This window comes from Burkholderia sp. MSMB0856 (genome assembly GCF_001524645.2).
In the GTDB taxonomy this organism is placed as follows: Bacteria; Pseudomonadota; Gammaproteobacteria; order Burkholderiales; family Burkholderiaceae; genus Burkholderia; species Burkholderia diffusa.
In genome coordinates this window covers 1119453-1142367 of sequence record NZ_CP013427.1, presented here as the reverse complement: position 1 = coordinate 1142367, position 22915 = coordinate 1119453, and the positions used below count along the sequence as shown (strand labels likewise).

24 protein-coding genes are annotated in these 22915 nt (G+C 64.2%); 6 read left to right on the top strand and 18 right to left on the bottom strand.

Features of this window, described 5'->3' with window-relative positions; translation table 11 throughout:
* The first annotated feature begins 54 nt into the window (after positions 1–54).
* Together WS87_RS06445 and WS87_RS06440 are read left to right on the top strand one after the other, a co-directional pair.
* Complete coding sequence (locus WS87_RS06445; RefSeq protein WP_059820673.1) at positions 55–729, top strand: energy-coupling factor ABC transporter permease; 675 nt, start codon at positions 55–57, stop codon at positions 727–729.
* 136 nt (positions 730–865) lie between these two features.
* Complete coding sequence (locus tag WS87_RS06440) at positions 866–1519, top strand: BspC domain-containing protein (protein ID WP_059533169.1); 654 nt, start codon at positions 866–868, stop codon at positions 1517–1519.
* An 82-nt stretch (positions 1520–1601) separates the two neighbouring features.
* Here WS87_RS06440 and WS87_RS06435 read toward each other — a convergent pair whose 3' ends face one another.
* Positions 1602–2756 (bottom strand): M14 family metallopeptidase, encoded by a 1155-nt coding sequence (locus WS87_RS06435; protein ID WP_059820672.1) that lies wholly within the window; start codon positions 2754–2756, stop codon positions 1602–1604.
* 88 nt (positions 2757–2844) lie between these two features.
* Positions 2845–3627, bottom strand: coding sequence for a peroxide stress protein YaaA (yaaA, locus tag WS87_RS06430; protein WP_059820671.1), 783 nt, complete (start codon positions 3625–3627; stop codon positions 2845–2847).
* A 57-nt stretch (positions 3628–3684) separates the two neighbouring features.
* Here yaaA and WS87_RS06425 point away from each other — a divergent pair, with 57 nt between their 5' ends.
* Complete coding sequence (locus tag WS87_RS06425; protein ID WP_059820670.1) at positions 3685–4182, top strand: putative toxin-antitoxin system toxin component, PIN family; 498 nt, start codon at positions 3685–3687, stop codon at positions 4180–4182.
* Between the two features lie 33 nt (positions 4183–4215).
* Positions 4216–5388 carry a pyridoxal phosphate-dependent aminotransferase gene (locus WS87_RS06420; RefSeq protein ID WP_059820669.1) on the top strand — a complete coding sequence of 391 codons (1173 nt, stop codon included), beginning with the start codon at positions 4216–4218 and terminating at the stop codon, positions 5386–5388.
* Positions 5389–5437: 49 nt separating this feature from the next.
* On the opposite strand, the gene WS87_RS06415 is transcribed toward WS87_RS06420, so the two are convergent.
* Entirely contained in the window at positions 5438–6094 is a 657-nt protein-coding gene (locus tag WS87_RS06415) for a glutathione S-transferase family protein (protein ID WP_059533180.1), read from the bottom strand.
* A 210-nt stretch (positions 6095–6304) separates the two neighbouring features.
* Here WS87_RS06415 and WS87_RS06410 point away from each other — a divergent pair, with 210 nt between their 5' ends.
* Positions 6305–7096 (top strand): oxepin-CoA hydrolase, alternative type, encoded by a 792-nt coding sequence (locus WS87_RS06410; protein WP_059703383.1) that lies wholly within the window; start codon positions 6305–6307, stop codon positions 7094–7096.
* Between the two features lie 150 nt (positions 7097–7246).
* Positions 7247–7939, top strand: a complete 693-nt coding sequence (locus WS87_RS06405) for a glutathione binding-like protein (protein ID WP_059703492.1) — start codon at positions 7247–7249, stop codon at positions 7937–7939.
* A gap of 51 nt (positions 7940–7990) precedes the next feature.
* Here WS87_RS06405 and WS87_RS06400 read toward each other — a convergent pair whose 3' ends face one another.
* From WS87_RS06400 to nuoG, 15 genes are all read right to left on the bottom strand, one after another.
* Complete coding sequence (locus tag WS87_RS06400; RefSeq protein ID WP_059820668.1) at positions 7991–8467, bottom strand: MaoC family dehydratase; 477 nt, start codon at positions 8465–8467, stop codon at positions 7991–7993.
* Positions 8464–8925: a MaoC family dehydratase gene (locus WS87_RS06395; RefSeq protein WP_059533186.1), complete on the bottom strand. Its 462-nt coding sequence runs from the start codon at positions 8923–8925 to the stop codon at positions 8464–8466. Before WS87_RS06395 ends, WS87_RS06400 begins: the two co-directional genes overlap by 4 nt.
* Positions 8926–8959: 34 nt before the next feature.
* Positions 8960–10093: an acyl-CoA dehydrogenase family protein gene (locus tag WS87_RS06390; RefSeq protein WP_059820667.1), complete on the bottom strand. Its 1134-nt coding sequence runs from the start codon at positions 10091–10093 to the stop codon at positions 8960–8962.
* Between the two features lie 19 nt (positions 10094–10112).
* On the bottom strand, positions 10113–11309 hold the full coding sequence (locus WS87_RS06385; protein ID WP_044844732.1) for an acyl-CoA dehydrogenase family protein: 1197 nt from the start codon (positions 11307–11309) through the stop codon (positions 10113–10115).
* 54 nt (positions 11310–11363) lie between these two features.
* On the bottom strand, positions 11364–11786 hold the full coding sequence (locus tag WS87_RS06380) for a DUF1178 family protein (protein WP_006750470.1): 423 nt from the start codon (positions 11784–11786) through the stop codon (positions 11364–11366).
* Between the two features lie 136 nt (positions 11787–11922).
* Complete coding sequence (locus tag WS87_RS06375) at positions 11923–12513, bottom strand: NUDIX domain-containing protein (RefSeq protein ID WP_059533190.1); 591 nt, start codon at positions 12511–12513, stop codon at positions 11923–11925.
* A 41-nt stretch (positions 12514–12554) separates the two neighbouring features.
* Positions 12555–12851 carry a DUF2818 family protein gene (locus WS87_RS06370; RefSeq protein ID WP_059533192.1) on the bottom strand — a complete coding sequence of 99 codons (297 nt, stop codon included), beginning with the start codon at positions 12849–12851 and terminating at the stop codon, positions 12555–12557.
* Positions 12851–14305, bottom strand: a complete 1455-nt coding sequence (nuoN, locus tag WS87_RS06365) for an NADH-quinone oxidoreductase subunit NuoN (protein ID WP_175910931.1) — start codon at positions 14303–14305, stop codon at positions 12851–12853. The genes WS87_RS06370 and nuoN overlap by 1 nt, the downstream gene beginning before the upstream one ends.
* A 36-nt stretch (positions 14306–14341) precedes the next feature.
* Positions 14342–15832 carry an NADH-quinone oxidoreductase subunit M gene (locus WS87_RS06360; RefSeq protein ID WP_059533196.1) on the bottom strand — a complete coding sequence of 497 codons (1491 nt, stop codon included), beginning with the start codon at positions 15830–15832 and terminating at the stop codon, positions 14342–14344.
* Positions 15833–15850: 18 nt separating this feature from the next.
* Positions 15851–17905, bottom strand: a complete 2055-nt coding sequence (nuoL, locus tag WS87_RS06355; RefSeq protein ID WP_059820666.1) for an NADH-quinone oxidoreductase subunit L — start codon at positions 17903–17905, stop codon at positions 15851–15853.
* 17 nt (positions 17906–17922) lie between these two features.
* The gene (nuoK, locus tag WS87_RS06350) at positions 17923–18228 is read right to left on the bottom strand and encodes an NADH-quinone oxidoreductase subunit NuoK (RefSeq protein WP_004185739.1); all 306 of its coding nucleotides are present in this window, start codon (positions 18226–18228) and stop codon (positions 17923–17925) included.
* A gap of 18 nt (positions 18229–18246) precedes the next feature.
* Positions 18247–18897, bottom strand: a complete 651-nt coding sequence (locus WS87_RS06345; protein WP_059533200.1) for an NADH-quinone oxidoreductase subunit J — start codon at positions 18895–18897, stop codon at positions 18247–18249.
* Between the two features lie 114 nt (positions 18898–19011).
* Positions 19012–19500 carry an NADH-quinone oxidoreductase subunit NuoI gene (gene nuoI / locus WS87_RS06340; RefSeq protein ID WP_011885529.1) on the bottom strand — a complete coding sequence of 163 codons (489 nt, stop codon included), beginning with the start codon at positions 19498–19500 and terminating at the stop codon, positions 19012–19014.
* 15 nt (positions 19501–19515) lie between these two features.
* A complete protein-coding gene (gene nuoH, locus WS87_RS06335) occupies positions 19516–20583 on the bottom strand; it encodes an NADH-quinone oxidoreductase subunit NuoH (RefSeq protein ID WP_059533202.1) in 1068 nt (355 codons plus the stop codon).
* Entirely contained in the window at positions 20584–22914 is a 2331-nt protein-coding gene (gene nuoG / locus WS87_RS06330) for an NADH-quinone oxidoreductase subunit NuoG (RefSeq protein ID WP_059820665.1), read from the bottom strand.
* Position 22915 lies beyond the last annotated feature (1 nt).

Below are 22915 nucleotides of genomic sequence, written 5' to 3'. Positions count from 1 at the left end.
ACGGTCGACATGTGCGGATTCCCACCTTCGATGCTCAACGAGTAATATGAACGCATGGGTTTTCTTTTCACACCGCTTCCGCTCTGGGTTGGCATCGGTGGCTGGATCGCCACCGTGGCGTTGCTCGCGCTCGCGCTCTGGAATCGTCCCTTCGTCCGTCTCCAGGACGCAACGCTCCAGCACGTGTGGCTCGCGCTCGTCACCGCGATCACGGTGCTCTGGGCCTCGAATGCGTGGCTCGAGGACGGCATCGTCATGCACCTGCTCGGCGCGACGCTGCTCGTCACGCTGTTCGACTGGACGCTTGCGCTGATCGCGATGGGTGCCGTCACAGCCGTCGCCGCTATCGTCTTCGATGCGCCGTGGCAAGGCGTCGGCGTGACCTATCTGATCTACGGTGCGCTACCGGTCGCCGTGTCCGCGTTGCTGCAACGCGCCGCGATCGCGTGGCTCCCGCACAATCTCGCGTCGTTCATCACCGGCCAGGGATTCCTGTCACCGGCCATCGCGATCGTCGCAGTCGCAGCGGCCGCAGCCGGAGTCCAGCTCGCTCTCGCGGACGGCGTTCCCGTCGTCATTCCAGCAGGCTATCTGCTGAACACTGCGCTGCTCGCGCTCGGCGAAGCGTGGTTCACCGGCATGGCCACCGCGCTCATCGCCGTCTATCGTCCGGCGTGGGTCACGACGTTCGACGTTCGGCGCTATCGCCTCGGCGGTCCGCGCGCTTGAACGTGCCGGTCCCGGTGCGATCGGCGCGCGTGACGATCCGCTTCCGCAGCGCGGGAGAGTGCGACATCTACTGCCGCACAACTTTTTTACGCTAAGATTGAACTCCTGATCTTCATCGGGCATCTATACGTGCCCGATGTCTCATTCGCTCCTCACCAATAACCAGATGGACAGCTCACCTGCCTCGCTCCGGATCTTCCGGGCGTTCGGCAAGCTGGCAGCCTGTGTCGCGGGCCTGTCGCTTGCGCTTCCGGCACCGGTATTCGCCGACCTCCTCGACCAGCGCTCCGAACTGATCAACAAATTCGTCAACGAGATGCATGCCGATCCGATCGTCGCCGATTGTGCGGCGCACGGAAGCTTCATCGCCAGCACATCGACGGCCTTCGACCGCGTCGACTTCGCGCCGAACGCGTTCGAAAGCGGCAACGCGACGATTACGCCGTGGAACGATTCGTTCGATCAGGGCAAGCAGCGCGTGAAAGTCGACAACATCGTCACCGTGGACGGCCTCGGCGTCCACAGCGACGGCAGCGACCCGACACCGCTGAAATTCCGCTGCGGCTATGTCGGCCAGCAAATGCTGGCGTTCAGCTGGAACGATCCGGTGCCGCCACTGAAGCCGCGTGTCGAACGCCCGTCGTCGTCGACGAAGAAGTTCAAGGGCAAGTCGCACCGCGGCAAGGTCAAGGCCAAGGCATCCGGCCGCACCGGCAAGAAAGCCGTCGCAACGCAGAAATCAAGCGGCCAGAAGAAAGCCGTGAAGAAGAAAACCGCGAAGAAGTCCTGATCCGACGGAGCGGCAACGACAGAAGCAAAAAAGCCGGCGCATCGCACGATGCGCCGGCTTTTTCATATCGACGACGGTACGCTTATGCGAACGTCTCGACGTGCACCAGGATTGCCGCCAGCATCGCCGCGCCGAGCGCGGCGCTCCGCTCGCCGTTCCAGCCGACCCGTTCGTCCGGAAGGTTCGCATTGTCCTTGAACGGCATCTCGAGCGTCAGTGACAAGCAGCCGAATTGATGGCCGATGTACTTCGACGCAAGCTTGAGCGCGTCCTCCTTGTACTTGCTCGCCGCATAACCGTGCTCGGTCTGGAAATCCGGGCTCGCGACCTTGAACGCATCGATGAATGCGGTTTGCTCCTTGCCCTGCTGCTCCGTGAAGCTCGGCAGCATTTCCGAACCCGCGACGAACACGTACGGCAGATCCTCGTCACCATGAATGTCGAAGAACATGTCGCAGCCGATCGAATGGATCGCATCGCGCACGGCCAGCACTTCGGGGCTGCGCTCGGCATCGGGCGCCATCCACTCGCGGTTCAGGTTCGCGCCCGCCGCGTTGGTGCGCAGGTTGCCGTGCACGCTGCCGTCCGGATTCATGTTCGGGACGATGTAGAACGTCGCGCGGTCGTACAGCTTGCGCGCCACCGGATCGCCCGCCCAGTCGCCCCACCCGGCCAGCCGCTTGACAAGCCCTTCGACGAACCACTCGGCCATCGTCTCGCCCGGATGCTGGCGTGCGATGATCCACACCTTCTTCTTCGGTGCGCCGTCGACCTCCGGCGTACCGAGCGTCAGCAGCGACATCGGACGGCCTTCAACCGTTCGGCCGAGCTCGACGACGCTCGCCTGCGGCAATTGCTGGACCGCGCCGAGGAACGCGGCATGACGCTCTTCCGAGTACGGCTCGAAATACGCGTAGTAGATGCTGTCGAACTCGGGCGTATGGTCGATGGTCATCGTCTTGCCGTCGAACGTCGTCGGCACGCGGAACCAGTCGACCCGGTCGTAGCTCGCGACCGCGCTGTAGTTACGCCATCCTGACGGATACGCGCATTCGGCCGCATTCTCGAACGACATCACGCACCGCTCACCGCGTGCGCCCGTCAAACGGAAGTAGAACCATTGGGCGAATTCCGAGCGGTTGTCGCCGCGTACACGCAGCCGGATCGCGTCGGGGCTGTCGCACGACACGACGTCGATGGCACCCGCGTCGAAATTGCTGGTGATCGAAAGGGTCATCTATCTCTCCAGTGTCGACCGGAAGCGGCGGTTTGCCGCGCGTCCGGCCTCATGCATGCGCCGGCCGTCTCGTGAACGGCCGGCTTGGTCACTCGCCGATTCGCCGGCGATATACGTAAGTCGAATCGTTCGACGCAGCGGCATCGAACGCGTAGTCTTCCACCGCGAAATCCTTCAGCGCCGCCGGTTCGGCGATGCGGTTCTCGACGATGTAGCGCGCCATCAGGCCACGGGCGCGCTTCGCATGGAAGCTGATGATCTTGTAGCGGCCACCCTTCCAGTCCTCGAACACCGGCGTGACGATCGGTGCGGCCAGCAGTTTCGGCTTGACCGACTTGAAGTACTCGGTCGACGCGCAGTTGACCAGCACGCGCGCCGCGCCGCTGCGCGTCTCGAGCTGCTCATTCAGCGCCCGCGTAATCCGGTCGCCCCAGAACGCATACAGATCCTTGCCGCGCGCGTTCGCGAAACGGGTGCCCATCTCGAGCCGGTACGGCTGCAGCAGGTCGAGCGGACGCAGCAGCCCGTACAGGCCCGACAGCACGCGCACGTGGTGCTGCGCATAGTCGAGATCGGCGGCCGACAGCGATTTGGCATCGAACCCTTCGTACACGTCGCCGTTGAATGCGAGCACCGCCTGCTTCGCGTTGGCCGTCGTGAAGGTCGGCGACCAGTCCGCATAGCGCTGGAAGTTCAGCCGCGCGAGCGGGTCGGAGATGTCCATCAGCGTCGAGATGTCCTGCGGCGACAACTTGCGCAGGCCGTCGATCAGTTCCGACGCATCGTCGACGAATGCAGGCTTCGTGTAAGACGGGACGTGGGCGGGCGTATCGTAGTCGAGGGATTTGGCTGGGGAGAGAACGATTATCATAGAGGCTCGCTGGCACGCCGTGCCTTGCGGTCAGACGAAAACCACCGATTGTAACGAATGACCCGCTCTCTCGCCCCGCATGCCGCACATCGCGTCGTGCTCGACTCGAACGTCTGGATCGACATACTCGTATTCGACGACCCTGCCACACGCCCGATCCGGGCGGCGCTCGAACGCGGCACGCTGGCCGCCGTAATCGACGGCCGCTGCCTGAACGAACTCGAGCTCGTGCTCGACTACCCGCAGTTTCAGGCGCGCGCGATCGACAAGGCCGAAGCGCTCGCGACGGTCGCCCGCCTGACGAGCCTCGTCGAGCCGCCGCCCGTCGACGCCGACGCGCCGCCCCTGCCGAAGTGCAAGGACCGCGACGACCAGAAATTTCTCGAGCTCGCGCGCGCCGCGCAGGCCGACTGGCTCGTGTCGAAGGACCGTGCGCTGCTCAAGCTCGCGAAGCGCACCGCGCGCGACTTCGGCTTCCGGATCGCGCAGCCCGCGCCGTTCACCGAAGCCTGCGCGCTCGATGCCGCATTGGCCACCACTACCACGCCGGCCTGACGGGCCCGGCGCCACCCGCTTGCGACCGTATCGATGAACGCTCCTTCCGACATGCCTACGACTCCCGTTTTCCCCTCGCGCCTGCCGAACGTCGGCACGACGATCTTCACGGTCATGAGCGCGCTCGCCGCCGAGAAAGGCGCCGTGAACCTCGGCCAAGGCTTCCCGGATTTCGACTGCGACCCGCGCATCGTCGACGCGGTCGCGGCCGCGATGCGCAACGGTCACAACCAGTATCCGCCGATGGCCGGCGTCGCGCCGTTGCGCGATGCGATCGCCGACAAGATCGCGCAGGTCTACGGCCGGCGCTACGATCCGGCCACCGAGATCACGGTCACGGCCGGCGCGACGCAGGCCCTGCTGACGGCGATCCTGTGCGCGGTCCATCCGGGTGACGAGGTAATCGTCGTCGAACCGACCTACGACAGCTATCTGCCGTCGATCGAGCTTGCCGGCGGCAAGCCCGTGTTCGTCACGCTGGAAGCGCCCGACTATGCGATCCCGTTCGATCGCCTGGCCGCCGCGATCACGCCGAAAACACGGATGATCATGATCAACACGCCGCACAACCCGACCGGCACCGTGTGGCGCGAGGCCGACATGCGCAAGCTCGAGGAGATCGTGCGCGGCACCAATGTGCTGATCCTGTCGGATGAAGTGTACGAACACATGGTCTACGACGGTGCGCGGCATGAAAGCGTCGCGCGCTACCCGGAACTGGCCGCGCGCAGCTTCATCGTGTCGAGCTTCGGGAAGACCTACCATGTGACGGGCTGGAAGGTCGGCTATGTCGCGGCGCCTGCCGCGCTGACTGCGGAGTTCCGCAAGGTCCATCAATTCAACGTGTTCACGGTGAACACGCCGATGCAGATCGGGCTTGCCAACTACCTGCGCGATCCGGCACCGTACCTGACACTGCCCGACTTTTACCAGAAGAAGCGCGACTTCTTCCGCGCAGGTCTCGAGCGCACGCGCTTCAAGCTGCTGCCGTGCCCCGGCACGTACTTCCAGTGCGTCGACTATTCGGCGATCAGCGACCTGTCCGAAGCGGAATTCTCGAAGTGGCTCACGTCGGAGATCGGCGTGGCGGCGATTCCCGTGTCGGCGTTCTATCACGAGCCGCACGAATCGGGCGTCGTGCGCTTCTGCTTCGCGAAACAGGAAAGCACGCTCGCATCCGCACTCGAACGGCTCGCACGCCTGTAAGTCCTGCATGGGCGGCCGGGCACGGTACGACACCGCGCCCGCGCCGCGCTTACGAACGTGCGGCGCTCGTCGCCTCGACATAGGCCTTGCGATCGGCCGCCACGCGCTGCGCGACCGGCCGCTCACCGACCAGCTTCGCGTGCGCCTTCCAGTCGATGCCGGCATCGAGCAGGAAATCGCGGCCGAAGATGGCCTTCGTCGCCATTCCGATCACCGGCAGATGGATCGCCGCGGCAATGTCCGCCAGCGTGAACGTGTCGCCGAGCACGTAGGGCGAAAATTGCGTCATCCGCTTGAATGCATCGATCGCGCGCGGCAGGCGCTTCTCGACGTGCGCCTTCATCCCGTCGCTGACCTTGCCGCCGAAAAACGCTTCCGTATAAACCTCGCGCGCGGTCCATTCGAGATACAGCTCGAGCGTCTCGACGAGTTCGCGCACCTTCGCGGCCGCGAACGGTCCGGCCGGAAAAATGGCCTTGTCGGGATAACGCGCCGCCAGATACTCGATGATCACCTGCGATTCGAACAGCGCGCCCTCTTCCGTCTTCAAGAACGGAATCTTGCCGAGCGGCGAATCGGCGAGCAGTGCCGGATCGCTGATCGGCAGACTGCATGCCGATTCCTCGAACGGGATGTCATGTTCGAGCAGGACGAACTTCACCTTGTTGTAATAGTTGGACAACGGAATACCGCACAGCTGTAGCATCGGAGTCTCCTTCGTTGCTGAAGCGCGCCGCGGCGATGCCGGCGGCATCGGGATACGTCGCGCTGAAAAGCACGTTCGTGCTAGTCTAAAGCAGTTTCGCGTCCGTCATGACAACAATACATCCGCTGCGGCAGCACCCTCGCGGGTATGCGCATGCGCCCGCGCAGCATGCGGTGTCGCAGCCTCGCCATCCGATGGAGACACATTCGCATGAGTGCTGAACTGCTGGCCTCGCGTCCACCCGAGAGCGAATCGACGCTCGTCCTCACGCTATCCAATCCCGGCGCACGCAACGCGCTGCATCCCGACATGTATGCGGCCGGCGTCGAGGCGCTCGCCACCGCCGAGCGCGACCCCGCCATTCGCGCTGTCGTGCTCACGGGTGCCGATCGTTTCTTTTGCGCGGGCGGCAACCTGAACCGGCTGCTCGACAACCGCTCGAAGGATCCGTCCTATCAGGCCGACAGCATCGATCAGCTCGCCGCGTGGATCACGGCGATCCGCGCGACGAGCAAGCCCGTGATCGCGGCAGTCGAAGGCGCGGCGGCCGGCGCGGGCTTTTCGCTCGCGCTCGCATGCGACCTGATCGTTGCCGCGCACGACGCGAAGTTCGTGATGTCGTACGCACGCGTCGGCCTCACGCCCGACGGCGGCGGCTCGTGGTTCCTCGCGCGCGCACTGCCGCGTGCGCTCGCCGCCGAAATCCTGTTCGAGGGCAAGCCCGTCGTGGCCGACCGCCTGCATGCGCTCGGCGTCGTCAATCGGCTCGCCGTGCCCGGTGCCGCGCTGTCCGACGCGCTCGCATGGGCCGACTCGCTTGCCGGCATCTCGCCGAACGCGCTCACGCGCATCAAGTCGCTGCTCGACGATGCGACCGCACAGCCGCTCGATGCGCATCTGGGCACCGAGCGCGATCACTTCGTCGCATCGTTGCATCATGCGGATGCATTCGAAGGCATTACGGCATTCCTCGAGAAACGCCAACCGCGCTACAAGCGCTGATCCGCACGCCGTCGCTGCGACGACACGCACGCGCAGGCGCGCGGCCGCACGTTTCCGTCGCCTGCAGCCCGCATCGATCCATGCTCTAATGACCGCCTGTCGCGGCGCCCCGCTGGCGCCGTTTTCGCGCATGCCATAAAGGAGTTGACGATGATCGACGTCTACAGCTGGGCGACCCCGAACGGCCACAAGATACACATCATGCTCGAGGAAACCGGCCTCGCGTATCGTGCGCATCCGGTCGATATCGGCGCGGGCGACCAGTTCAAGCCCGAATTTCTGAAGATCAGCCCGAACAACAAGATCCCCGCGATCGTCGACGCGGACGGCCCCGGCGGCAAGCCGATCTCGCTGTTCGAATCGGGCGCGATCCTCGTGTACCTGGCGGAAAAGACCGGCAAGTTTCTGCCGACCGAGCCGGCTGAACGCTACGCGACGCTCGAATGGCTGATGTTCCAGATGGGTGGCGTCGGCCCGATGCTCGGGCAGGCGCACCACTTCCGGCTGTACGCGCCGGAGAAGATCGACTATGCGATCAATCGCTATACGAACGAAGCGAAGCGCCTGTACAACGTGATGGAAAAGCGTCTCGGCGAATCCGAATATCTCGCCGGCGACACATACACGATCGCGGACATCGCGACGTTCCCGTGGACGCGCTCATGGCAGAACCAGGGCATCGTGCTCGACGAACTGCCGAACGTGAAGCGCTGGCACGAAACGATTGCCGCGCGTCCGGCCGTGCAGCGCGGCGTCGAAGTCCTCGCATCGCTGCGCAAGCCGCTGCAGGATGACAAGGCACGCGAAATGCTGTTCGGCGCGACGCAATACGCAAAGCACTGACGAACCACGCGCCGTGCGACGCGGCGGCATCCGTCGATGCCGCCGCGCGCATCAGAAGTAGTGCAGCGTAATGAATTCCGCCGCGCAAACGAGCAACGGCACGTCCGGACGCTCGACCTGCATCGACACCGACCACGTCACCTGCACACCACCCCGCGCGGCCTCCGCGGCTTCCTTCACCGCGAACAGCGCGCGCACGCGTGCGCCGACCGGCACCGGCTTCAGGAACCGCACGCGGTTCAGTCCGTAGTTCACACCCATCTTCTGCTCGAAGCGCATCGCATCGGTCATCAGCGCGGGAATCAGCGACAGCGTCAGGAATCCGTGCGCGATCGGGCCGCCGAACGGCGACTCGCGCCGCGCCCGCTCGGGATCGACGTGAATCCACTGGTGATCGCCGGTGGCGTCGGCAAAACCATCGACGCGACGCTGATCAATCTCGACCCAGCCGCTCGCGAGCGGCTCCGCGCCGACGCGCTCGTGCAGCGCTTGCGCAGACGCGATCAGCGGCAATGTCACGTCCGTCATGCGCCCGCCCCTTGCGGATGACGCAGTCCGAAGATCACCTTGGTATGCACGGTGATCACCGTGTCGCCGGCGCCGTTGACGCCGATCCACTCCGTCGACACGATACCGCGATCGGGCTTGCTCTCCGACACGCGCTTGTCGTGGACCTTCTGATACATCGTGATCGTGTCGCCGGCACGCACGGGCTTGAGCCAGCGGATCGAGTCGATGCCGGGCGAGCCCATGCTGGTCGAATCCGGTCCCAGCTTCTTGATGAGCAGGCTCATGAACACCGAACACGTATGCCAGCCGCTCGCAACGAGTCCGCCGAACGGCGATGCCTTGCCAGCCTCCTCGTCGAGGTGGAACGGTTGCGGATCGTAGCGTTGCGCGAACGCCTTGATGTCGTCCGATTCGAACGTATAGCGGCCGATTTCGGTCGTACTGCCGACTTCCAGATCTTCGTAACTGATACCCACTGTCTATCTCCTATGGCGCGCTCGCGCGTCGCCGTCATGCCGCATCGGTCTGCGCGAAATCCGGCAGGGCCGCGATGCGCGCAAGATGATGATCGGTGTCGCCGAGTGTCGTCTCGATGATCGACAGCCGCTTGAACAGGTGTGCGGCGGCAACCTCATTGGTCACGCCCATGCCGCCGTGCAGTTGCACCGCCTGCTGGCCGACGAAGTGTGCGGCCGCGCCGACCCGCGCCTTCGCGGCCGACACCGCCTTGCGACGCGCATCGGCATCGCCGCCCGCGTAACGCACCGCGGCCAGGTAAGTCAGCGAGCGCGCCTGCTCCGCGTGAATCAGCATGTCGACCATCCGGTGCTGCAGTGCCTGGAAACGTGCAATCGGTACGCCGAACTGTTCGCGCGTCTTCGTGTATTCGACCGTCGCGCGGTTCAGCTCGTCGAGTGCGCCGACCGCTTCCGCGCAGAGCAGGAAGGTCGCGTAATCGGCAATCTGCTCGAGTGCGGCCGCATCGCGTGCGCCGCCCGTCAACTGCCGCGCGGGTGTGTCATGCAACTCGATCGTCGCAGCGCGCTGGCCGTCGATCGTCCGGTAGTCGACGAGCTTCGCCCCCGCGGCATCGCGCTCGACGACGAACAGGCCGATGCTGCCGCCATCGACGCGCGCGGGCACGATCCACGCATGCGCCTGGGCGCAGTGCTGAACGACCGACTTGGTGCCGGTCAGCCGATACGTGCCGCCGTGATCGCGCGCGTGCGTATCGAGTTCGTACAGATCGTAGCGTGCCCGTGGTTCGTGGAATGCAACGGCCAGGCGCTTCTGCCCTTGCGCGACCGCTTCCAGCAGTGCGGCATCGTCGCCCGTGCCGGACCCGGCGACACGCAGCGCCTCGATGCCGACCGCCGTCGCCCAGTACGGCTCGACCACGAGTGCACGGCCGAGCTCCTGCATCGCGACCAGCATGTCGACCGGGCCGCCGCCGAAGCCGCCCTGCGCATCCGGCACGGGCAGCGCGGTCAGGCCCAGCTCCGCGAATGCGCTCCATTGCGCGTCCGACACGCCGGCATCGCTTCGCACGATGGCCTGGCGCGCGTCGAAACCGTATTGCTCGCCGAGATAACGGCGCAGCGCGTCGGCAAACTGTTGCTGCTCATCGGTAAAGCTGAAATCCATGGTTGTCTCCGTTCCCTGATCACAGCCCCAGGATCATCTGCGCGATGATGTTCTTCTGAATCTCGTTCGAACCGCCGTAGATCGACGTCTTCCGGTAATTGAAGTAGTAGGCGGCGAGCGGCGCGGCATCATCGTCGCCCGCGCTGCTGTGTTCGCGTTCGCCCTCGAGGAACGGGACGTCGAACGGCGCGGCGAGCGGGCCAATCGCCTCGAACATCAGCTCGGTAAGCGCCTGCTGCACCTCGGTACCCTTGATCTTCAACATCGATGCCTCGGGGCCCGGCCCCTTGCCGCTCGTCTCGCGGCTCACGACACGCAGCACCGTCACCTCGAGCGCCATCAGTTCGACTTCGAGCGCCGCGACCTTCGCGGCAAACACCGGATCGGCAAGCAGCGGCTTGCCGTTCTTGCGCTGGTTCGACGCCACGCGTTTCAGGAATGCGAGCTCACGCTTCGACGCGCCGACGCGTGCGATGCCGGTGCGCTCGTGACCCAACAGGTATTTCGCGTAAGTCCAGCCGCGGTTTTCATCGCCGACGAGATTCTCAACGGGCACCTTCACGTCCTCGAAGAACACCTCGTTGACTTCGTGATCCTCATCGAGCGTGATGATCGGGCGCACCGTGATGCCGGGCGTCTTCATGTCGATCAGCAGGAACGAGATGCCCTCCTGCTTCTTCGCCGCCGGATCGGTGCGCACGAGACAAAACATCATGTCCGCGTACTGGCCCAGCGTCGTCCATGTCTTCTGGCCGTTGACGACGTAGTGGTCGCCGTGACGTTCGGCACGCGTGCGCAGCGATGCGAGATCCGACCCGGAGCCTGGCTCGGAATAGCCCTGACACCACCAGTCGGTGCCGTCCAGAATGCGCGGCAGATAGTGGCGCTTCTGCGCTTCGCTGCCGTATTTCATCAGCACCGGCGCGACCATCGATACACCGAACGGAAGCACGGTCGGCGCGCCGATGCGTGCGCACTCCTCATCCCAGATGTGGCGCTGAGTCGCGTTCCAGTCCGGACCGCCGTATTCGGCCGGCCATGCGGGCGCGGACCAGCCGCGCTGGCCGAGAATCCGGTGCCAGCTCGCGAAATCCTCGCGGTCGAGTCGTTTGTGATCGAGTACCTTGGCGCGCAGTGCATGAGGCAGATTGGCCTCGAGCCAGGCGCGGACGTCGACGCGGAACGCGTCGTCGGCGGGGGAATAATCCAGATCCATGCGCAGTGTCTCCTGACCGCGGCCGTCCGGCCCGGCAAGGACACACTGCATACGTCATTGCAGCGGTTCTTTCAGCGCGGCAGGAATCGGCAGCGGCATCACGTCGATGCCTTCTTCGACCAAGGATTGCGCATCCTCCGGCGTCGTGACGCCACGAATGCTGCGCGCCGGCGCCTCGTTGTAATGAATGCGCCGCGCTTCCTCGGCGAAGCGCTCGCCCACGTTCTCGGTCTTCTCCAGCACCTCGCGCAGCGCGCGCATCACCTGCGCCTGCAGCGCGCGCGGATCGGCCGGCTGTGCCTGCGTCGCGCCCGACAGGTTCAGGCGCGGCGCCGACGGCATCCGGTTGATCTCGGTCGTTCCGCACACCGGACATTCGACCAGCTTGCGGGACAACTGCGCTTCGAACTCATCGGCGGAAGCGAACCAGCCTTCGAACCGATGACCGTGCGGGCACTGTAAATCGAGGACCTTCATGCTGAATCAGGGCGTGTGGCGAGTGTAGCGCAAAACGCGCGTTTGTGAACGATCGTGCTAAACCAGGATCGCGCGGCCGGACAGCGGCCGCGTCACAGGATTGTAACGCTGCGCCCCACCCGCCGCTGACGCGCCGTCAGGGCTTCTCGACCGGGCCGAGCGGCCAGGCGCCGGACAGGACCTTGTCGAGCCACATCGTGCCGATGATCGTCTTCACGTCGGTGATCTGACCGGTGCGCACCCACTCCTGAAGGTCGGGCAGCGTCGCCGTGAAGGTTTCGAGGAATTCGCCTTCGTCGAGCTTGCGCTCGCCGGCCGTCAGGCCGCGCGCGAGATACAGGTCGATGAATTCGGTCGAATAGGAAATGATCGGATGAATTCGGGCCAGGAACACATATTCGCGTGCCGTGTAGCCGGTTTCCTCGCGCAGTTCGCGTACCGCGCAGGCAAGCGCGCCCTCGTTCGGATCAAGTTTGCCGGCGGGGAATTCGGCCATGACCTTGCCAATCGGATAGCGATACTGGCTTTCCATCAGCACGCGGCCGTCGTCGAACAGCGGAATCACCATCACCGCGCCGGGATGCTGGACGTATTCGCGCGTGGCCTGCTTGCCGTCGGGCAAACGAACGGTATCGCGCTTCAGCTTGAGGAACGAGCCGTCGAAAATCGCCTCGCTCTCGAGGCAGGTTTCGGTCAGTGCGGCGTCGTGATTGGGTAGTTCGGCCATCGGCGGGCTCCGGAGGAATGAGCACGCGACGGCCGAAGCCGTCAGCGTCGTTTGACGAGATACTGGAACGTGAAGCCGGGAAACGCGAACACAACGAAGAGACTGAACGTGATCGCGTAGAACTGCCAGCCCTGTTCGAAGCGGTTGCCGGCGCGCGACTCGAGCCAGAAGCCGAGCGCACCGACGACGAAATACAGCACGATCAGCTCGCCGATCCGAACCCACGCGTTCTTCTTCGTCGCACCGATCGGTACGACGGCGAAGAGGCGTTGGTTCAGGAACGGCACGTTGGCGCATACGAGCGCCAACAGCACGATGAACCAGCCAGCGGCCGACATTACAGCGGCAGCGTGTGACGGATCGCCTGCAGGCAGGCCGTCAACAGCGGGCTCGGGATCAGGCCGAGCACCACGACTGCAATACCGTTCAGCACGAGGATCGTGCGCTTGCAGAAATCGCCGGTGACCGGGGTCGCGTCCTGCGGTGCATCGAAGTACATCAGCTTGACGATGCGCAGGTAGTAGAACGCGCCGAACAGCGACGTGATCACAGCCAGCACGGCCAGCCACGTGAGACCTGCGTTGACCGTCGCCTCGAGCACCGCGAGCTTCGCGTAGAAGCCGACGGTCGGCGGGATACCGGCCAGCGAGAACATCATGACCATCATCACGAACGCGAACACCGGGCTGCGCTTGTTGAGGCCCTTGAAGTCGTCGATCGTTTCCGCTTCGAAATCGCGGCGTGCGAGCAGCATCACCACGCCGAACGAGCCGAGCGTCGTGATCAGGTAGACGATCGCATAGAACATCGCCGAGCTGTACGCGTTGGCCGGTGCGGTCGCGTCGCCCTTCACGATGCCGGCGAGCAGGCCGAGCAGCACGAAGCCCATGTTCGAGATCGCCGAGTACGCAAGCATCCGCTTGATGTTGCGCTGGACGATACCGGTGATGTTACCGACGATCAGCGACAGTGCGGCGAGGATCACGAGCGCGGTCTGCCAGTTCTGTGCGAGCGGCAGCAGGCCCATCACCAGGAAACGCAGGCCCCACGCGAACGCGGCAACCTTCGGGCCGCCGCCGACGAACAGCGTCATCGCGGTCGGTGCGCCCTGGTAGACGTCCGGCACCCACATGTGGAACGGCACGGCGCCGAGCTTGAACGCGATACCGGCGACGATGAAGACCACGCCGAACATCAGCACGGCCGCGTCGGTGTTGCCGCCGACCGCCTTGTACACCTCGCCCAGCTCGAGCGAGCCGGTCGCGCCGTAGAGCATCGAAATGCCGTACAGCACGAAGCCCGACGCGAGCGCGCCCAGCACGTAGTACTTCATCGCGGCTTCGCTCGACTGCGCGGCATCGCGGCGCAGCGCGATGACGGCGTACAGCGACAGCGACATCAGTTCGAGGCCGAGGTACAGCGTCAGGAAGTTGTTGCCCGACACCATCACCAGCTGACCGAGCAGCGAGAACATGCCCAGCAGGAACACGTCGCCGCGGAACATGTCACGGTCTTCGAGGTACTTGCGCGAATAGACGAGCGAGACCGCGAAGCCGAGCGACACGACGGCCTTCATCATGCTCGCGAACGAGTCGACGACGACCATCCGCGAGAAGAAATAATACTGCTGCGGGTCGAGCGCCTGCACCGCGAACCACACGCCGGCGACGACCGACGAAACCACCGCGATCAGATAGGTCAGGCGGCGGCCAGCGGCACCGGTAAAGGTGTCGTTCAGCCATGCGACGACGATGGCGACCATCACCAGCGCGTCAGGCAACAGGACATTCATAGGTGCGTTCATGATCTTGATTTCCTCCGCTCGCGATTACTGGGCCAGCGGCAGCTTCGACTGCGCGACGTGGGAGAGGAGGTTTTCCACGGAAACGTGCATCACGTCGGTGAAAGGCTTCGGATACAGACCCATCAGCAGCGTGAACGCGGCGAGCACGGCCAGCATCACGAATTCGCGACGGCCGATGTCCTTCAGCTTGGCAACATGATCGTTCGCGACCGCGCCGAAGTACACGCGCTTGTACATCCACAGCGTGTAGGCGGCGCCGAGGATCAGCGTGAATGCCGCGCCGAATGCGATCCAGAAGTTGTACTGGACAGCCGCGAGAATCACCATGAACTCGCCGACGAAACCCGAGGTGCCCGGCAGGCCGCAGTTGGCCATCGAGAACAGCATCGCGAATGCCGCGAACTTCGGCATCACGTTCACGACGCCGCCGTAATCGGCGATCTGACGCGAGTGAACGCGGTCGTACAGCACGCCGATGCACAGGAACATCGCGCCCGACACGAAGCCGTGCGAGATCATCTGGACGATCGCGCCTTCGACGCCGAGCTGGTTGAAGATGAAGAAGCCAAGCGTGACGAAGCCCATGTGCGCGATCGACGAATACGCGACCAGCTTCTTCATGTCGGCCTGCACCATCGCGACGAGGCCGATGTAGATCACTGCGATCAGCGACAGCGTGATCACGACCGGTGCCAGGAAGTGGCTTGCGTCAGGCGTGATCGGCAGCGAGAAACGCAGGAAACCGTATGCACCGAGCTTCAGCATGATCGCCGCCAGCACGACCGAGCCGCCCGTCGGCGCTTCCACGTGCGCATCCGGCAGCCAGGTGTGCACCGGCCACATCGGCACCTTCACCGCGAACGCGAGGAAGAATGCAATGAACAGCAGGATCTGCGGCGTCATCGCGATCTTGGCGTTCTGCCACGTCGCGAGGTCGAACGAATGCGTCTGCGTGTACAGGTAGATCAGCGCGACCAGCATCAGCAGCGAGCCGGCCAGCGTGTACAGGAAGAACTTGAACGCCGCGTACACGCGGTTCGGGCCGCCCCACACACCGATGATGATGTACATCGGGATCAGGGTCGCCTCGAAGAACACGTAGAACAGCAGGCCGTCGGCCGCCGAGAACACGCCGATCATGATCCCGGACAGGATCAGGAAGGCCGCGAGGTACTGCGCGACGTTCTCGGTGATCACCTCCCACGCGGCGATCACGACGATCACCGTGATCAGCGCGGTCAGCACGACGAACCACATCGAGATGCCGTCGACGCCGAGGTGGTACGAGATGTCGAAGCGTTCGATCCAGGTCGACTGCTCGACGAACTGCAGTGCAGCCGTGCTCGAGTCGAAGCCCGTGATCAGCGGAATCGTGACCGCGAGACCGAGCAGCGAACCGATCAGCGCGACCCAGCGGGCCGTCCCCGGATTTTTGTCGTTACCCACCGCGAGCACGAGGAGGCCGAAAACGATCGGCAGCCAGATCGCGGTACTGAGAATCGGAAAAGCGTGCATTAGTGTTGTCCCCCCGCCTTATTTGCCGCCGAGCGTTACAAACAGGGTCAGGAGCCCCAGCATGCCGATGATCATGGCGAACGCGTAGTGATAGATGTAACCGGATTGGAGGAAGCGGATCACGCCGGCGAACCAGCCGATGAACCGCGCGCTGCCGTTGACGAGACCGTCGATCACGACGACGTCGCCTTCCTTCCACAGGCCGCGGCCGATCGCCACCAAACCACGGGCGAACACCACTTCGTTGATCTTGTCCATGTAGTACTTGTTGTCCAGCAGCGTGTAGATCGGACCGAACGCGCGGCGGATCGACGCCGGCAGCTCCGGACGCTTCAGGTACAGGAACCACGCAACGACGACACCGGCGAGCGCCAGCCACACCGGCAGGCCCGACACCGAGTGCAGACCCATGCCCACCCAGCCGTGGAACTCTTCGGCCATCTCGGCCAGTGCCGGATGGTTTTCGCCGATGAAGATCACCTTGTCGAACGCGACGCCGTGCTGGAAGAAGTCGCCGAACAGCATCGGGCCGATCGCGATCGCACCGATGATCACCGACGGAATTGCCAGCAGGACCAGCGGCACCCACACGACCCACGGGGTCTCGTGCGGCTCGTGCGCGTGGTCGTCATGACCGTGGCCATGGCCGTGATCGTCGTGGCCGTGCGCGGCCGCCATGCCCATCGGCGATTCCGGATGCTTCGGCTTACGGAAGCGCTCTTCGCCGTGGAACACCAGGAAGTACATGCGGAACGAGTACAGCGCCGTGACGAACACGCTCGCGACGACCGCGAAGTACGCGAAGCCCGAACCCGGCAGGTGCGACAGCTTCACCGCGTCGATGATCGAGTCCTTCGAGTAGAAGCCCGAGAAGAACGGCGTGCCGATCAGCGCCAGCGAACCGACGAGCGACGTGATCCACGTGATCGGCATGTACTTGCGCAGGCCGCCCATGTTGCGCATGTCCTGGTCGTGGTGCATGCCCATGATCACCGAACCGGCGCCGAGGAACAGCAGCGCCTTGAAGAACGCGTGCGTCATCAGGTGGAACACGGCGACCGGGTAAGCGGACACGCCGAGCGCGACGGTCATGTAGCCGAGCTGCGACAGCGTCGAGTACGCGACGACACGCTTGATGTCGTTCTGGACGATCCCGAGGAAGCCCATGAACAGTGCCGTGATCGCACCGATCACCGTGATGAACGACAGCGCGGTATCCGACAGTTCGAACAGCGGCGACATGCGCGACACCATGAAGATGCCGGCCGTCACCATCGTCGCCGCGTGAATCAGCGCGGAGATCGGGGTCGGGCCTTCCATCGAGTCGGGCAGCCACACGTGCAGCGGGAACTGCGCCGATTTACCCATCGCGCCGATGAACAGGCAGATACAGGCGACGGTCAGCAGGCCCCAGTCGGTGCCCGGGAAGTGCAGGCTTGCGAGCTCGGCGCGCTTCGCGAACACTTCGCCGTAGTTCATCGAACCCGCGAACGCCAGCAGCAGGCCGATGCCCAGCAGGAAGCCGAAGTCGCCCACGCGGTTCACGAGGAACGCCTTCATGTTCGCGTAGATCGCGCTCTCACGCGTGAAGTAGAAGCCGATCAGCAGGTACGACACCAGACCCACCGCTTCCCAGCCGAAGAACAGCTGCAGGAAGTTGTTGCTCATCACGAGCATCAGCATCGAGAACGTGAACAGCGAGATGTACGAGAAGAAGCGCTGGTAGCCGTTTTCTTCCGACATGTAGCCGATCGTGTACACGTGCACCATCAGCGAGACGAAGGTCACGACGACCATCATCATCGCGGTCAGCGAATCGACGAGGAAGCCGACTTCGAGTTTCAGCGAGCCGACGTTCATCCATTCGTAGACGGTCGCGTTGAAGCTCGCGCCGCCCATCACGTCGAGGAAGACTTTCGCCGACAGGAGGAACGCGATCAATACGCCGAGGATCGTGATCCGGTGTGCGCCCTTGCGCCCCACTGCGTTCCCGAACAGCCCCGCAATCAGCGAGCCGGCCAGCGGAGCGAGCGGAATCGCCAGCAGCAGGTTTTCATTGAGTGTCGTTGACATAACAGCGTTGCCTGAAATTAACCTTTGAGCTGATCGAGATCCTCGACATTGATCGTGTCGAGCTTACGGAACAGGGTCACCAGAATCGCGAGACCGATCGCGGCTTCCGCTGCGGCGACGGTCAGCACGAAGAACACGAAGATCTGGCCGTGCACGTCGCCGAGGTAGTGCGAAAACGCGACGAAGTTGGTATTCACCGCCAGCAGCATCAGTTCGATCGCCATCAGGATGATGATGATGTTGCGGCGGTTCAGGAAGATCCCGACGATCGCGATCGCAAAGAGGATCGCGCCGAGCACGAGGTAATGAGCAAGAGTCAGCATGGTTTTCTTTTCCTCCGCTTAGCCGTTGGTGCTCGTACCGGCTTCGCTCTGCGCCGTTTCCGGCTGCGGCTTGTCCGCTTCCATCTTCACGAGGCGCACGCGGTCATTACGGCGCACCTTGACCTGATCCGACACGCGCTGGCGCTTGCTGTCCTTGCCCTTGCGCTCGGTCAGCCCGATCGCGGCGATGATCGCGACCAGCAGCACCAGGCCGGCGATTTCAAACGCGAAGATGTAGTCGGTGTAGATCACTTTGCCGATCAGGCGCGTGTTCGACCAGTCGGCCATCGCGCCCGTCGCCATCGCGTGCACCGTGTGCGTGTCGCCGTAGCCGCGCCACAGGATCAGCGCGGTCTCGACCACGATGATCGCGCCGACGACGGTCGCCATCGGTACGAAGCGCTTGAAGTCACGGCGCAGGTAATCGATGTTGATGTCCAGCATCATCACGACGAACAGGAACAGCACCATCACGGCGCCCACGTACACCAGCACCAGCAGGATCGCGAGGAACTCCGCTTCCAGCAGCATCCAGATCGCGGCGGCGTTGAAGAACGCCAGCACAAGGAAAAGCGCAGACGCCACCGGGTTGCGCGAAGTGATCACCTTCAGCCCTGATACCACCAGGAGCAGCGCGAAGATGTAGAACAGTACGGTCGTGAATTCCATGATTACCGGTTCATCGTTAGGCCATAGTCAGGCGCGGCTTGCGGGACGCTCTCGCGTGCCGCACCCGTCGCGGCGGCTCGGCCCGTTCATGCCGGGCCGGCACTGCAAACACAATCAACGATACGGCGCGTCGGCGGCCTTCGCCGCAGCGATGTCCTTCTCGTAGCGATCGCCCACCGCGAGCAGCATTTCCTTCGTGAAATACAGGTCGCCGCGCTTTTCGCCGTGGTACTCGAGGATCTGCGTCTCGACGATCGAATCGACCGGGCAGCTTTCCTCGCAGAAACCACAGAAGATGCACTTCGTCAGGTCGATGTCGTAGCGCGTCGTGCGGCGCGTGTTGTCCGCGCGCGTTTCCGACTCGATCGTGATCGCCATCGCGGGGCACACGGCCTCGCAGAGCTTGCACGCGATGCAGCGCTCTTCGCCGTTTTCATAGCGGCGCAGCGCATGCAGCCCGCGGAAACGCGGCGAAATCGGGGTCTTCTCTTCCGGGAACTGCACGGTGAACTTGCGCCGGAACGTGTAACGACCGGTCAGCGCGAGCCCCTTCAGCAGCTCCGTCAGGAAGAAGGTCTTAAAGAAGTGTTGGATTGCAGTCATGATTTCGTCCGATCCTTACTTCACCCAGATGTTGAGCGGCGACATCATCCAGAAGCCGACCACGACCACCCAGATCACCGTGACGGGCAGGAACACCTTCCAGCCCAGACGCATGATCTGGTCGTAACGGTAGCGCGGGAACGTCGCGCGCACCCAGATGAACACCGACAGCAGCGCGAATACCTTCAGCACCAGCCAGAAGATGCCCGGAATGAACGACAGGAATTCGAACGGTGCGTCCCAGCCGCCCAGGAACAGCGTCGCGGCCAGCGCCGAGATCACGATCATGTTGATGTACTCGGCGAGGAAGAACAGCGCGAACGCCATGCCCGAGTAATCGATCATGTGACCCGCGACGATCTCCGACTCCCCTTCCACCACGTCGAACGGGTGACGGTTCGTTTCGGCGATGCCGGACACGAAGTAGACGACGAACGCCGGCAGCAGCGGCAGCCAGTTCCACGACAGGAAGTTCACGCCGTGGCCGGCGAAGAAGCCGTGCTGTTGCGAGCCGACGATTTCCGACAGGTTCAGGCTGCCAGCCGTCATCAGCACAAGCACCAGCGCGAAGCCCATCGAGATTTCGTACGACACCATCTGCGCCGCAGCGCGCATCGCACCGAGGAATGCGTACTTCGAGTTCGACGCCCAGCCGGCGAGAATCACCGCGTACACGCCGATCGACGAGATCGCCATCGCATACAGCAGGCCCGCGTTCACGTTCGCGAGCACGGCCTCGGCCTGGAACGGGATCACCGCCCACACGGCAAACGCCGGCACGACGGTCATGACCGGCGCGATCAGGTACAGCCAACGGCTGGCGGCGCTCGGCTGAATCACTTCCTTCAGCAGCAGCTTCAGCACGTCGGCGATCGGCTGCAGCAGGCCACCGGGGCCGACGCGGTTCGGGCCGAGACGCACGTGCATCCAGCCGATCAGCTTGCGTTCCCACAGAATCAGGTACGCGACGCACAGCAGGATCACGACGGCGACGACGAGGATGCGCACGACGGCCCACACCGTCGGCCACGCGACGCCGAGAAGCTGGGCTCCGCCCGCGTTGATCGTATCGAACAAGCTCATTTACGCCTTCTCCACCACCAGTTCACCGGACAGGCTGCCGAGCGCTGCGCCGGCAGGCGTCGCCGCCGACACGCGAACGACCGTCTCCGCAAGATTCGCGTCGCGCACGGCCGGCAACTGCACCGCACGCTCGCCCTGGCGCACGCGCACCGCGTCGCCTTCCTTCAAGCCCAGCTTGTCGAACAGCGCGGCCGGCAGGGCTGCGGCGTTCGCCATCTTCGCGGCGGCCGTCAGGTGCAGCGCACCGGCGCGGCGCACGAGTGCGTCGGCATGATAGATCGGCACGTCGGCGAGGCGCTCGAAGCCGCCGTTCGCGGCAGCTGCCGCGACGCGTGCCGGCGCGACCGACGCCTGGTTCGACAGACGCTTCGCGACGCCTGCGTCGCCGAGCGCCGCGAGACGCACTTCTTCCGCCGTTTCGTATTCGAAGTTCGGCAGGCCGAGCAGGCTGCCGAGCACGCGCAGCACCTTCCACGCCGGACGCGTATCGCCGAGCGGACGCACGACGCCGTTGAAGCTCTGCACCGAGCCTTCCGCGTTCACGTACGTGCCTGCCGTTTCCGTGAACGGCGCGATCGGCAGCAGCACGTCGGCGTAATCGAGGCCGTGCTTGAACGGCGACATCACGACGACCATTTCGGCCTGGTTCAGCGCGGCAAGTGCCTGCGCCGGATCGGCCGTGTCGAATTCCGGTTCGACGTTCAGCAGCACGTAGCCCTTGCGCGGCTGCGCGAACGCTTCGCGTGCGTTCAGGCCGCCCTCGCCCGGCAGTGCGCCGACGACGTGCGCGCCGACCGTGTTCGCCGCTTCCGTCAGGAAACCGAACGTGGCGCCCGTGTTGTCGGCGATCCACTGTGCAACGGCGTGCAGCTTCGCGAATTGCGGATGACGGACGGCCGCATTGCCGAGCAGCACCGCGCGGCGCTCGCCGTTCGCGAGCGACTGGGCGACTGCTTGTGCTGCCGGCGATGCGGTGACGCCCGCCAGCGCGTCCGGCAGCGCGACGCCGCGCAGTTGCGCGACGGCGGCGGCAACGCCGGCCAGCTCGTCGAGCCATGCCGACGGCGCGGCGACGATGCGCTTCGCGGTCGGGATCAGCGAGTCGTCGGCGGTCGCGTGCAGGAAGTGCAGCTTCGCGCCGTTCTTCGCGGCCTGGCGCAGGCGCGCGGCGAACAGCGGGTGGTCGCGGCGCAGGAACGAACCGACGACGAACGCGGCATCCACGCTCGACAGATCGGCGATCGGCATGCCGAGCCACGGTGCGCCCTGGACCGGCGCCGAGAAATCTTGCTGACGCAGACGGAAGTCGACGTTCGGCGTTTTCAGTTCGCTGGCGAGCTGCTTCACGAGGAACAGCTCTTCAGCGGTGCTGTGCGCGCTCGCGAGCATCGCCAGCGCGTTCGCACCGTGATCCGCGGCGATGCCCTTCAGGCCCTTCGCGACATATTCGAGCGCGGTTTGCCAGTCGGTCTCGATCCACTGGCCGCCCTGCTTCAGCATCGGCTTCGTCAGGCGCTCTTCGCTGTTCAGGCCTTCGTACGAGAAACGATCCTTGTCCGAGATCCAGCATTCGTTGATCGCTTCGTTCTCGAACGGCAGCACGCGCATCACGCGGTTGTTCTTCACCTGCACGACGAGGTTCGCGCCGACCGAATCGTGCGGGCTCACCGACTTGCGGCGCGACAGTTCCCACGTACGGGCGCTGTAGCGGAACGGCTTGCTGGTCAGTGCACCGACCGGGCACAGGTCGATCATGTTGCCCGACAGTTCGGAGTCGACCGTCTTGCCGACGAACGTCGTGATTTCCGAGTGCTCGCCGCGACCCAGCATGCCGAGCTCCATCACGCCGGCGATTTCCTGGCCGAAGCGGACGCAGCGCGTGCAGTGGATGCAGCGCGACATTTCTTCCATCGAGATCAGCGGGCCCACGTTCTTGTGGAACACCACGCGCTTTTCTTCCGAGTAGCGCGACGACGACTTGCCGTAGCCGACCGCCAGATCCTGCAGCTGGCATTCGCCGCCCTGATCGCAGATCGGGCAGTCGAGCGGGTGGTTGATGAGGAGGAATTCCATCACCGACTGCTGCGCCTTCACGGCCTTGTCGGACTGCGTGCGCACGATCATGCCGGCCGACACGGGCGTCGCGCAGGCAGGCACGGCCTTCGGCATCTTCTCGACTTCGACGAGACACATCCGGCAGTTGGCCGCGACCGACAGTTTCTTGTGATAGCAGAAGTGAGGAATGTACGTATCCGCCTTGTGCGCAGCCTGGATCACCATGCTGCCTTCGGGCACCTCGACCTTCTTGCCGTCTATTTCAAGTTCAACCATG